This is a genomic window from Corallococcus exercitus (assembly GCF_003611585.1).
Classification (GTDB): Bacteria; Myxococcota; Myxococcia; order Myxococcales; family Myxococcaceae; genus Corallococcus; species Corallococcus exercitus.
Window position 1 is genome coordinate 25,306 of sequence record NZ_RAVW01000001.1, and the last position, 12,198, is coordinate 37,503.

Genomic DNA, 12,198 nt, shown 5'->3' on the forward strand with positions numbered 1-12,198 from the left:
CAATGGGGCAAAGCGACTAGCGCAGTTTCAGGGACAGCAGGGCCACGCCACCACAGAGGATGGCGACAATCCAGAAACGCACGATGATCTTCGGCTCGGCCAGTCCCTTGAGCTCGAAGTGGTGGTGCACGGGCGCCATCTTGAAGACGCGCTTGCCCGTCATCTTGAAGGACGCCACCTGGATCATCACGGAGAGCGCCTCCGCGAAGAAGATGCCGTGGATGATGGCGGAGACGACTTCGTTCTTGGAGAACACCGCCAGCGCGCCCAGCGCGCCGCCCAGGGCCAGCGAGCCGATGTCGCCCATGAACACGGACGCCGGGTAGGTGTTGAACCAGAGGAAGGAGATGCCCGCGCCCACGATGCTCGCGCAGAAGACGGCCAGCTCCGCGCCGCCCGGCACCTGGAGGATGCCCAGGTAGCGGTACAGCGGCGTGGCCGTGAGCTTCGCGACGCCGTTCACCGTCTCCGTGTCCGCGATGTGCAGCGTGGTGCCCGCCACGTAGCAGAGCACGCAGAAGGTCACCGCCGACACGATGGTGGGGACGATGGCCAGGCCGTCCAGGCCGTCCGTGAGGTTCACCGCGTTGGACGTGCCCACGATGACCACCCACGCGAAGACGACGTAGAACCAGCCCAGGTCCGGGTTGAACCAATGGGACGGCACGAACGGCAGCGTGAGCCGCGTGTCGATGAGCAGCGTGGGCCCGAAGGAGCCGTCCGCCTTCGTCCACGTGCACATCAGGCCGAAGATGGCGATGAGGTAGAAGACGGTCTGCAGCACCATCTTCTTGCGCCCGGCCAGGCCCTTGGAGTTGCGCTTGGACAGCTTGAGCCAGTCGTCCAGGAAGCCGATGAAGCCGTAGCCGAAGGTGAGGAGGATCATCACCCAGACGCCGCGGGACTTCAGGTCCGCGAACAGGAGCGTGCCCGCCGCGATGCAGATGAGGATGAGCGCGCCACCCATGGTGGGCGTGCCCTTCTTCTTCTGGTGCGTGTCCGGGGTGTCCTCGCGCACGTTGCTCTGCCCGTGCTGCTTCAGGCGCAGCCGCGCGATGAGGCGCGGCCCGATGAGCATCCCCAGGAGCAGGGCGAAGACGCCCGCGGCGATGATGCGGAAGGTCGGGTAGCGCAGGAAGTTGAGGACGCGCCCGGCCTCGGTGTTCTGGATGAGCTCGTACAGAAGGTACAGCACTAGTGACTCCCTCCGGGGGGGGACGCGCCCGTGAGGGCCGCCACCACGCGCTCCAATCGCATGCCGCGACTGGCCTTCACCAGCACCACGTCACCGGGAGAGAGCCGGGGCGTCAACCACGCCACCAATGGCTCCACTTCGGTGAAGTGGGCGGCGGAATCCTTCATGTCCGCGCTCCCCAGACCGCCCGCGGACCGGGGGCCGAAGAACGCGACCAGCTTCGCGTGCCGCGCGACGAGCTCACCCAGCCGGGCATGCTCCTCCGCCTCGCCCGCGCCCAATTCCAGCATGTCGCCCAGCACCGCCACCGCCCGGCCGCCTTCGGGCACCAGCGTGCCCAGCGTGACGAGCGCGGCCTCCATGGAGGCCGGGTTGGCGTTGTAGCAGTCGTCCACCACCGTGATGCCGTTCCTGCCGTCCACGATGTTGAGCCGGCGCGCGTACGGCCGCGCTGACTCCAGGCCCTTCACGCACTCCTCCGGGGAGTAGCCCAGGGCCAGCGCCGTCGCGAACGCCGCCGTCGCGTTCTGCGCGTTGTGCGGCCCCACGAAGTGCAGGCGCACCGGCCAGTCCTTCCCCTGGTAGCGCACGGTGGCCACCATGCCGTCGCGGCCCAGCGTGTGGACGGCGGTGAGCCGCACGTCCGCGCCCTCCGCCCGGCCGAACGTCAGGTGCTTCGCGCCGCTGCGCGCGGCCTGGCGCACGATGAGCGCGTCGTCCACGTTCACCACGGCGGTGGCCTGGGGCAACAGCTCGCGGAACATCTCCCCTTCCGCCTCCGCCACGCCCTCCAGGCTGCCCAGCCCCTCCAGGTGCTCCGGCTGGACCACGGTGATGACACCCGCGTCCGGCTGCACCTTGCGGGTGAGCCGCTCGATTTCGCCCGGCTGGTTCATCCCCACTTCGATGACGGCCGCCACGTGGGACGGCTCCAGCCGGAAGAGCGTGAGCGGGACGCCCACCTCGTTGTTGAAGTTGCCCTCCGTCTTCAGCGCGGGGCCGCGCGTGGCCAGGATGGCGCCCACCATCTCCTTGGTGGTCGTCTTCCCGTTGGAGCCCCCCACCGCCGCCACGGGGATGTGGAAGCGGCGGCGGTGCAGCGCCCCCAGCCCGCCCAGCGCGGCCAGGGTGTCGTCGACTTCATAGAGCGCGAAGCCCGGGGGCAGGGCCGGCAGCGCCCTCCCCCGCTTCACCACCGCGCCGGCCGCTCCCTGGCGCTGGGCACCGTCCACGAAGTCGTGGGCGTCGAAGCGCTCGCCCTGCAGCGCCACGAAGAGACACCCGGGGGTGAGCGACCGGGTGTCGGTGCAGACGGCGGGAAAGCCCGCGGCAACGGGCTCCCCGCGACGGGTCGCACCCGTCGCCTGCACCACCTCGTCATCGGAGAATCGAGCGGCCATGGAGGGGGGGGGGTGTGGCCTTGGTGGGGTCAGCCCGGGATGCGGTTGGCCAGCGCGCGCGCGGCGACCTCGCGGTCGTCGAACGCGAGCTTCTCCGTGCCCACCGTCTGGTAGGTCTCATGGCCCTTGCCGGCGATGAGGACGACGTCGTCGTCCTTGGCCAGGTTGATGACCTGCTCGATGGCGGCGCGGCGGTCCGCGTCCACGAGGTAGCCCTTCTCCCCGACCTTCGCCTTGCCCGCGGAGATGCGGCGCAGGCCGCCCTTCTCCAGGCCCGGCGTCACCTCCGCGATGATGGCCTCCGGGTCCTCCGAGCGCGGGTTGTCGCTGGTCACCATCACCAGGTCGGCGCCTTCCGCGGCCACGGTGCCCATCAGCGGGCGCTTGCCCTTGTCGCGGTCGCCGCCGCAGCCGAAGACGACGATGACGCGGCCCTTGGCCAGCGTGCGCGCCGCTTCGATGGAGCGCTTGAGCGCGTCATCCGTGTGCGCGTAGTCCACGAGCACCGCCGGCGCGGGACCGCCCCGGTGGTTCTCCGCGCGGTCCATGCGGCCGGCGACCTGGGACACGAGCTCGATGCCGCTCTTCACGTCCGAGCGGCTGATGCCCGCGCCCAGCGCGATGCCGGCGGCGAGCATGATGTTCTCCAGGTTGTGGGGCCCCAGGAGCTTGCTCTTCACCTTGATGTCGCCCGCGGGCGTCTTCAGGGTGGCCTCGATGCCCTTGAGCGAATAGGCGGCGTCCGCGGCGGAGATCTCCCCCGCGCCCGTGCGGCTGAACTTCCACGCCATGCGCTTCTGGCCGCGCAGCTCGTTGTAGATGCGGCTGGCGAAGGTGTCGTCACCGTTGACGACCGCGGTGCCCGTGGAGGAGAGGTTCTCCACGAAGAGCTTGCGCTTCACCTGGAAGTACTCCTCCAGGTCCTTGTGGTAGTCCAGGTGGTCGCGGGACAGGTTGCTGAAGCCCACGGCCTTGAAGGTGAGCCCGTGCACGCGCTCCTGCGCGAGCGCGTGGCTGGAGACCTCCATGACCACCGTCTCCACGCCCGCGTCCACCATCTCGCGGAAGATGCGGTGCAGCTCCAGCGGGTCCGGCGTGGTGTTGGCCAGCTCCGTCGTCTTGCCGCCGAACTTGTAGCCCAGCGTCCCGATGACGCCCGGCGGGTTGGCCCCCGTGTACATGGCGGCCGTCGCGAGGATGGCCTCCAGCAGGTACGTCGTCGTCGTCTTCCCGTTGGTGCCGGTGACGCCCAGGAGCGTGAGCTTGTCGGCGGGGCGGCCGTGGAAGTTGGCCGCGATGAGGGCCAGCGCCTTGCGCGCGCTGCTCACCTTGAAGAACGGCACCTGCGAGGACTGCCCCTGCTTCTCCGACACCACGGCCACGGCACCGCGCGATACAGCCTCACCAATGAACTGGGCCCCGTCTTCCTTCAGGCCCGGCACGGCGATGAAGAGATCCCCCGGCTTCACGCGCCGCGAATCCTGCGTCACTCCCGTGACGTCGACCGCGGAACGGCCGCCCGAGGTCTGCTCGGCCCCACACCCTGCGAGGACATCCGTCAGCTTCATCTCTTCCCCTTCACATGCATTGCTGATGCGGGGCCTGGAAAGGACACGGCCTCATTGCCGCGTCGCCAGTTCCAGCGTCACCCGGGCCCCCTTCTCCACCAGCGCACCGGCGGGGGGGGTCTGAGATACGACTCGTCCACTGCCTTGCAGCTGTGGCTCCAACGCCGCGGCGAGCAACTTCACCACGGCTTCGCGTCCTGCCTGTCCCTGGACGTCCGGCACACGCACCGTGCCGGGCTCCGGGGTCTCGGTCACCGCATCCTCCAGACCGGCCCGCACGGGCACGGCCTTCGCCAACGCCTTCGGTGCCGGAGGGGGCACCACGGGCGCGGCGGCCGCGGCCACCTCGGCGGGTGCCACCGTCCGGGACGGGGGCACGGCCAGGTGGGCCATGGCAGCGGTAGCGATTTCCTTGAAGGCAGGGGCAGCCACGTTCCCCCCGTATACGTCTGTCTTGGGTTCGTCCACCACCACGAGAATCACGGCGCGCGGTGCCTCGGCTGGCACCATGCCCGCGAACGACGCGATGCGTTTGTCGGAATACCCCCTCGCCACGGGGTCCGCCTTCTGCGCCGTACCCGTCTTGCCGGCCACCCGGTAGTCGTCCATGGCGGCCTTGGGCGCGGTCCCTCCCTTGACCACCACGCTCTCGAGCATGCCCACGACCTGCCGCGCCACCCTCTGGGAAACGACCCGGCGCAGCTCCGTGGGCTGGTTCTCCAGCAGCACCACGCCGTCCGGGTCCACGACCTTGGAGACGAGGTACGGGCGCATCAGCACGCCGTCGTTGGCCAGCGCGCCATAGGCCGCCGCCAGCTGGACGGCGGTGGAGGTCATGCCCTGGCCGAAGGACTGGGTGGCCAGGGAGATGTCCGATTTCGGAAACGGGATGACGCCGCGGCTCTCGCCGGTGAGCGCCAGGCCGGTGCGTTCCGCGAAGCCGAAGGCGTGGTAGGCGGCGACCATCTTCTCCCGGCCCAGGGCCTCCGCGACCTTGGCGGCGCAGATGTTGGAGGACACCTGGAGGATGCCCTGCGCGTTGAGCCAGCCGTGCGGGTGGGTGTCGTTGATGGTGTGGCGGCCGATGCGGAAGGCGCCGTTCTCACAGAAGAACAGCGTGTCCGGGGTGATGGCCTTCTGCTCCAGCGCGGCGGCCACCACGAAGGCCTTCATCGTGGAGCCGGGCTCGAAGGCGTCCAGCGCGGCACGGTTGCGGATGGCGTTCTTCACGCCGTCCTCGGGCGTGTTGGGGTTGAAGCGCGGGTTGTTGGCCAGCGCCAGCAGCTCCCCGGTGCGAGGGTCCAGCACCACCGCCATGCCCGCGACGGCCTTGGCGTCCTCCACGGCCTTGGCCAGCGCCTTCTCCGCGACGTACTGGAGGTGGCGGTCCAGCGTGAGCGTCACCGCGGCGCCCTGGCGCTCCAGCGGATCCATGGCGCCCTGGACCATCAGCTTGCGGCCCTTGGCGTCCCGGAAGCCGGAGGTGCGCGAGTTCTGTCCGGACAGCTCGTCCTCGAAGGCCAGCTCCAGGCCCTCCAGGCCGTGGCCGTCGGTGCCCACCATGCCGACGATGTGCGCGCCCAGCTCGCGCTGGGGATAGAAGCGCTTGGGCTCCTTGGTGAAGCCCAGGCCGGGCAGGCCCAGCGCCTTCACCGCCTCCACCTCCTGGGGCTTCGCCTGGCGCTTCACCCACGCGAAGCGCTTGGCGCGGGACAGGCGCGCGGCCACGTCGTTGCCGTCCAGGTGCACCGCGCGGGCGAGCTGCCGGGCCGCCTGCTGCACGTTGGGGAGCATGGACGGATCCACCCAGATGGAGTCCACCTCCACGCTCTGCGCGAGCGGCGTGCCGCGCCGGTCGAAGATGTCCCCGCGCCGGGCCGGGATGTCGATCTGCCGGACGTACTGGTCCTGCGCCAGGCCGCGCAGCTTCTCCTGCTGGAAGACCTGGAGGTAGACCGCGCGGCCGAACGCCGTGCCCAGGAGCGCGAGGAACAGCCCGAACAAGAGCTGGACCCGCAGCCGGAGCCCCTTCGTGTTCGACTCTGGAATCCGCGCGCTCTTGAGGTCCCTCACCGCCCGGTCCCCCGCTCCGCGACGCGGACCGCCGGGGCCGCCGAGCGGGCCTGAGCGGTGCTGGACGTCTTCACGCGCTCGTCCGCCAGGGACACCACCGCGCCGCCCTTGGGCATGGCCATGCCCAGCTGCTCACGCGCCACGCGCTCCAGGCGGCCCGGGGCCTTGAGCGTGGCCAGCTCCAGCTTCAGCCGGTCGTTCTCCCGGGTGAGCGAGCGGCTCTCGCCCTCCGCGTTGGACAGGCGGTAGCCCATGTCCACCACCAGCACGCGGCTGGTGACGTGGAGGATGCCCACGCCAGCGAACAGGGTGAAGAGCATGACGGCGGGCAGCAGGTGCATCAGCACGCCGGCCACGGACACGGAGGGACGCGAGAGGGCCTTGCTCATCGGATTTTCTCCACCGCGCGCAGGTGCGCGCTGCGAGAGCGGGGGTTGGCCTCGACTTCCGCTTCGGAAGCCGCGACGGCCTTCTTGGACACGAGGGCGAAATCACCCTGGCTGTTGCACACGCACACCGGGAAGCCCGGCGGACAGGTGCACCCGCCCACCAGGGCGCGGAAGGCTTCCTTCACCTTCCGGTCCTCCAGGGAGTGGAAGGAGATGACCGCGGCGCGGCCGCCCACCTTGAGGAGCGACGGCAGCGCGGCGAGCAGCGCGTCCAGCGCCTCCAGCTCCCCGTTCACCGCCATGCGCAGCGCCTGGAAGGTGCGGGTGGCCACGTTGATGCGGTCCGGCCACGCCTTGCGAGGCACGGCGCGCTTCACCACCTCCACGGCCTCCAGCGTGCGCTGCGGCAGCGCCTTCTTCAGCTCCCGGGCGATGGGGCGCGCGAAGGGCTCTTCTCCATAATCCTTGAGCAGCCGCGCCAGGTCCCGCTCGTCCGTTTCGGCGATGAGCTCCGCGGCGGTGACGCCGCTGTCGCCCATGCGCATGTCCAGCGGGCCGTCCTTCATGAAGGAGAAGCCGCGCTCGGCCACGTCCAGCTGGGGCGAGGACACGCCCAGGTCCACCAGCACGCCGTCCACGGGCAGCAGGTCGTGCGCCACGCGGGGCAGGTCCGCGAAGTTGCCCTGCCGGGCCTGGAAGCGCGCGTTGCCGCCCATGCGGGCGGTGGCCGCCGCGAGCGCCACGGGGTCCCGGTCCACGCCCACCACGGTGGCGCCCCGGGCGAGCAGCGCCTGGGTGTGGCCACCGCCGCCGAGCGTGCCGTCGATGATCACCTTGCCCTCCGCCGGGTTCAGCAGCTCCACCGTCTCGTGGAGCAGGACGGTCTGGTGCTGGAAGTCCACGGGAGGGGGCCTTGGGTGCGGGTCAGACGAAGGGAGCGCGCGCGAGCTGGAAGGCGGCCCGGGCGTCGTTCATGTGCGGGTACAGCTCGAAGGTGTCGTGGGCGCCGGCCGCGCGGAAGATGGCGGCCAGGTACGGCGACAGCCCGGACAGCTTCACGTCGCCACCGGCGCGGCGGAACTGCTCCGTGCGGGCCATCAGCGGGCGCACGCCGCGGTAGTTCAGGTGCGACACGTCCGCGAAGTCCAGGACGACCTGGCGGGTGCCCCGGTGCAGCCGGTGCATCAGGTCCTCGCACAGCTTGAGCAGGTCCGCCTCCTCCAGCTCGCCCTCCAGCATCAGCGTCTCCACGCGCTCGGACGCCGCCACCACCGCCCTGTTCCGACGAACCTCCTGCACCTGGTCCATGCGCCTGCCCACCCTTCTCCTGCGAACTTGAGGCTGTCGACTTCCTGGCTACGGCTGGCGCAGCTCGCCCAGCACCCGCAACACGTCCGGGGAGGTGGCTTCCTGGCGCGCGTCCTCCTGCGCCTTCGCCCAGCCTTCCTGGCTCCAAAGCTCAATCACCTTCACCATCCCCGCCCACACCACGTCCTTCTCCAGCTTCGCGTACGTCCTGAGCGACGGCGGGATGAGCAACCGGCCCAGCTTGTCCAACGGGCACTCCTGCGCGCTGGCCACGTACAGCCGCATCAACGTCTTGACCCCCGGCTCCATGGGGTTGCGCCGGGCGAGCGCGGTCTCCAACGCCTCCCACTCCCGCACCGGATAGGCGTGGAGGCAGGGGTCCAGGGCCGTGGTGACGATGAGCCGCTCGTCGTAGGCGCCCACCAACGTCTCCCGCAGCTTGGCCGGGAGGCTGGTGCGCCCCTTCGCGTCGATCTGGTGCTCATAGACGCCTCGGAACACGCGGGACGATCCACCTTTTCAGCCCAGCACGGGACGGACCACCACTCCTTCCCACTTCTTACCCCTCAACGGCCGGCATACATACGCGCCCCCCCCAGGGGGGTCAAGAAAGCGCGCAACAGGCTGGAACACCGCGCGCCCGGCGGCGGACATCCCTCAGGGCACGTGCCGGACGGCCTACCTTCGAGGGTGGGGCAAACTTGAGTTTTTCCGCTCACAGGCTGAGAGTGTGGGCGCGTGAGCACGAATGTTCGACTGAAGGTGGCCTACAAGACCCCGCAGTCGCTGGTCGGTGAGTACACCCGCAGCGTGGGTCAGGGCGGCGTCACCCTGGAGACGCGCAAGGCCCTGCCGCTGGGCACCCGCTTCACCTTCGAGCTGCACGCGGGCGGCATGCCGCGTCCGGTGGAGGTGCTGGGCGAGGTCGTCAAGGTGGAGCCGCGCCCCGGCGAGCGCTTCATGCTCACCGTGCGCTACGACGGCGCGGAGGATCGCAGCGCGCTGGACGCGGTGCTCCAATTCATCTTCGCCCAGGAGGAGCAGAACGGCCTGCGCCGCTTCCCGCGCATGCCACTGCACCTGCGCGCGCGGGAGGCCGACCCCCGGGCGCCGTTCTTCTACGTGCGCGACATCTCCCGGGGCGGCGTGGGCCTGGAGGTGGAGGCCCCCACGCTGCCCCGCGAGGTGCAGGTGGGCGCGCCCTTCCTCATGGAGATGGACATGAAGGAGGGCCCGCTGCTGCTCCACGGTGAGGTGGCGTGGACGTCGTCGGTGCCGCGCAAGGGCGCGACGCAGGCGATGACGCCGGGCTTCGGCGCGACGTTCGGCCGGCTGCGGCCGGACATGCTCCAGCGGCTGGAGGCCCTGATGGTGCTGGAGCACCTGCCGCCCGCGCCCTGGCGGGCCCGGGTCAGCTTCGGCCTGGATGCCGTGTCGCGGATGCCCTGACGTTCCCTGACAGGGCACCCGCGCGAATCGATTCCGCGGACTACAGCGGGTTGTACGGGTAGCCGCCGGCCTCTTCCAGGCCCGCGACCACCGTCTCACGCAACTCCGCCGGGTCGTACGCCGTGAAGGCGTCCAGCGCGGCCAGGCGCTTGAGCTCCAGCGCCAGTGCGTCGCCCTTGAGCGTGGCGCAGAGCGCGCGGCGGGTGCGCTCGAAGGCGCGCGTGGTGGACTCCATCGCGTACAGCCGCACCAGCGCCACGCGCACGGGGTCCAGCACGCCGCCGGTGGCGGCCTGGCGGGTGCGCGTCACCATGGAGTCCAGGGCGTACGCGTCCATCACCACGTCCGCCAGCGCGGCCATGACCTCCTGGTGCTTGTCCAGCTCCGTGCCGAAGGTCTCCGCGGCCAGCCGCATGCCGTGGATGGCCAGGTGCTTGGCGCACTCGGCGGCGATCTCCTCGTTGGCCAGCGCGTCCTGGCGACCCGCGCGGGGGCGCTCGCCGCGGCCCAGCTCCTCCGCCACGGAGCGCGCCTGCGCGAACAGCGGCAGGTCGCCCTTCACGGCGCGCTTGAGCAGCATGCCGGTGATGAGCATGCGGTTGATTTCGTTGGTGCCCTCGAAGATGCGGTTGATGCGCGCGTCGCGGTAGGCGCGCTCCACCGGGTACTCCTCGATGTAGCCGGCGCCGCCGTGCACCTGCACCGCGTCGTCCACCAGGAAGTTGAGGGCCTCCGAGCCGAAGACCTTCATGATGGAGGCCTCGGTGGCGAACTCCTCCATCGCGGCGATGACGTGCGCGTCGTAGTCCGCGTCCGAGCGCTCCTTCGCCGCGAGCCGCCCGTCCACCAGGCCCGCCGTGCGGTACGTCATGCTCTCCACCGCGTAGACGAGCGTGGCCATGCGCGCGAGCTTCTCGCGGATGAGCGGGAAGGTGGCGATGGGCGCCTTGAACTGCTTGCGCTCCTGCGCGAACTTGAGCGCGTTCTGCAGCTGCAGCTTCATGCTCCCGATGACGCCCGCGCCCAGCTTCAGCCGGCCGTAGTTGAGGATGTTGAAGGCGATGCGGTGGCCCTTGCCCAGTTCGCCCAGCAGGTTCTCCGCGGGCACCTGCGCGTCCTCGAAGTAGAGCGGACACGTGGACGAACCACGGATGCCCATCTTGTGCTCCTCCGGGCCCACGGTGAGGCCCGGCGTGTCCTTCTCCACGATGAAGCCGGTGAACTTGTCACCGTCCACCTGCGCGAAGACGACGAACACGTCCGCGAAGGCCGCGTTGGTGATGTAGAGCTTGGAGCCGTTGAGCACGTAGTGCTTGCCGTCCTGGGACTTCACGGCCTTCGTCTTCGCGCCGCGCGCGTCGCTGCCGCTGCCCTGCTCCGTCAGCGCGTACGCCGCCACCCACTCGCCCGTGGCGAGCTTGGGCAGGTACTTCGCCTTCTGCGCCTCGTTGCCGAACCACACGATGGGCAGCGACCCGATGCCGGTGTGCGCGCTGGACGTCACCGACCAGGAGCCCAGCAGGCTCATGGCCTCCGCGAGCAAAAGCGACGTCGTCTTGTCCAGGCCCGTGCCGCCGTAGGTCTCCGCGATGTCCACGCTCAACAGGCCCAGCTCGCCCGCGCGGCGCAGGAGGTCGCGCAAGAGCGCGTTGTCCTTGCCCTCGATGCGCGCGGCCTGGGGCAGCACCTGCTCCCGGCAGAACTGGAGCGCCGTCTTGAAGAAGAGCCGCTGCTCCTCGGAGAAGCCCTCCGGAGTGAGGATGCGGGTGGCGCCCACTTCCTGGAAGAGGAACGTCGCACCAGCGAGGACATCCTGGGGACGCGAAGCGGGCTCGGTTACGGCGACCATCAACGACCTCCGGGGAGGGAGCACTGCCCTCCGAAGCCTTCAGAAAAAAGGCGCGCGGCACATTAGGGCGCGCGGCCCGCCAGGGGTAGTAGCGGCGGGGGCCCGCCACCTCAATGTGATGCGAGTCCACCCTGCGTGCGTGCCCGGCTGCCAGGCGGAAGGGTTCGTTGCCCCTGATTACGGGGAACCCGCATCCGGCGCGGGCCGGGGCGTGGGGTACACGAGGCAGAGCGTGTCGAAGAGCCCCTCCTCCGGCGCGACGTACGTGCCGCCGAGCGCCCGCGCCACCTGCACCACCTCCGTGCCGAACGACGGGACGAGGCACAGGTCGTCCGACGTGGTGAAGCGCCCCTTCAGCCGGGCCAGCTCCCGCCGCAGCGTCGCGATGTCCTGGCGCCCGCCGCGCACAGGCACGGACGGGCCGTTACGGTCCGGCCCCGGCAACTTGCCCACGCTGGTGGTCAGTTCGAACCCATCCGCGCGCTGGATGATGCGCAGCTTGCCGGGGGCCACCTCCTCGAGCCACGCCCGGAAGCCCTGCTCGTCGCGCAGCACCAGCCGGTAGGCCACGGGCGCGTCCGGGTGCTGGAGCCACACGGCCCGAGCCTGCGTGCGCAGCACGGCCAGCGTGTCAGACACCTGTGCGAGAAAGGTGTCCGCGTCCTCCACCACGACGAGCACGTCCCTGCCCCGCACCCGCTCCGCGAGCCTGCCCGCGTCCGGCCCCCGGGCAGGCACGAAGTCCTCCGCGCCCAGCCGCACCCGGTCCCCTGACAGCCCCAGCCGGAGGACGTCGTCCGGGAGGGGCTCTCCATAGACGGGCGCGGATACCGGCGTGAGGGTCGCATCCGCCCAGGTGCCCGCGTCGATGGGGGCCGGTGGACGGACGCCCGCTTCCACTGACGGTGAGGGCGTGGGAGACACTGGGCGTGCCGGCTCGGCGGGCGTGGATTCGCGGCAGCCACCT

General features: G+C 70.4%; 11 protein-coding genes. 1 reads left to right on the forward strand and 10 read right to left on the reverse strand.

What is annotated here, in order from left to right; all coding sequences use genetic code 11:
- Positions 1–16 precede the first annotated feature (16 nt).
- From mraY to mraZ, 8 genes are read right to left on the reverse strand one after another with little or no spacing between them, the layout of a single operon-like run.
- Entirely contained in the window at positions 17–1,195 is a 1,179-nt protein-coding gene (gene mraY / locus D7W79_RS00090) for a phospho-N-acetylmuramoyl-pentapeptide-transferase (protein ID WP_120523263.1), read from the reverse strand.
- A complete protein-coding gene (locus D7W79_RS00095; RefSeq protein ID WP_120523264.1) occupies positions 1,195–2,595 on the reverse strand; it encodes a UDP-N-acetylmuramoyl-tripeptide--D-alanyl-D-alanine ligase in 1,401 nt (466 codons plus the stop codon). Before D7W79_RS00095 ends, mraY begins: the two co-directional genes overlap by 1 nt.
- Positions 2,596–2,624: 29 nt before the next feature.
- Complete coding sequence (locus tag D7W79_RS00100) at positions 2,625–4,163, reverse strand: UDP-N-acetylmuramoyl-L-alanyl-D-glutamate--2,6-diaminopimelate ligase (RefSeq protein WP_120523265.1); 1,539 nt, start codon at positions 4,161–4,163, stop codon at positions 2,625–2,627.
- Positions 4,164–4,214: 51 nt separating this feature from the next.
- Entirely contained in the window at positions 4,215–6,236 is a 2,022-nt protein-coding gene (locus D7W79_RS00105; protein WP_120523266.1) for a PASTA domain-containing penicillin-binding protein, read from the reverse strand.
- Positions 6,233–6,625 (reverse strand): cell division protein FtsL, encoded by a 393-nt coding sequence (locus tag D7W79_RS00110; RefSeq protein WP_120523267.1) that lies wholly within the window; start codon positions 6,623–6,625, stop codon positions 6,233–6,235. The genes D7W79_RS00105 and D7W79_RS00110 overlap by 4 nt, the downstream gene beginning before the upstream one ends.
- Positions 6,622–7,527, reverse strand: a complete 906-nt coding sequence (gene rsmH / locus D7W79_RS00115) for a 16S rRNA (cytosine(1402)-N(4))-methyltransferase RsmH (protein WP_120523268.1) — start codon at positions 7,525–7,527, stop codon at positions 6,622–6,624. The genes D7W79_RS00110 and rsmH overlap by 4 nt, the downstream gene beginning before the upstream one ends.
- 22 nt (positions 7,528–7,549) lie before the next feature.
- Positions 7,550–7,933, reverse strand: a complete 384-nt coding sequence (locus D7W79_RS00120; RefSeq protein ID WP_120523313.1) for an STAS domain-containing protein — start codon at positions 7,931–7,933, stop codon at positions 7,550–7,552.
- 48 nt (positions 7,934–7,981) lie between these two features.
- Entirely contained in the window at positions 7,982–8,434 is a 453-nt protein-coding gene (gene mraZ, locus D7W79_RS00125) for a division/cell wall cluster transcriptional repressor MraZ (RefSeq protein WP_014398893.1), read from the reverse strand.
- 237 nt (positions 8,435–8,671) lie between these two features.
- Here mraZ and D7W79_RS00130 point away from each other — a divergent pair, with 237 nt between their 5' ends.
- Positions 8,672–9,382, forward strand: a complete 711-nt coding sequence (locus tag D7W79_RS00130; RefSeq protein ID WP_120523269.1) for a PilZ domain-containing protein — start codon at positions 8,672–8,674, stop codon at positions 9,380–9,382.
- 40 nt (positions 9,383–9,422) lie between these two features.
- On the opposite strand, the gene D7W79_RS00135 is transcribed toward D7W79_RS00130, so the two are convergent.
- A complete protein-coding gene (locus tag D7W79_RS00135) occupies positions 9,423–11,231 on the reverse strand; it encodes an acyl-CoA dehydrogenase FadE (protein WP_120523270.1) in 1,809 nt (602 codons plus the stop codon).
- 177 nt (positions 11,232–11,408) lie between these two features.
- Positions 11,409–12,155: a hypothetical protein gene (locus D7W79_RS00140; RefSeq protein ID WP_439099166.1), complete on the reverse strand. Its 747-nt coding sequence runs from the start codon at positions 12,153–12,155 to the stop codon at positions 11,409–11,411.
- Between the last annotated feature and the right edge of the window lie 43 nt (positions 12,156–12,198).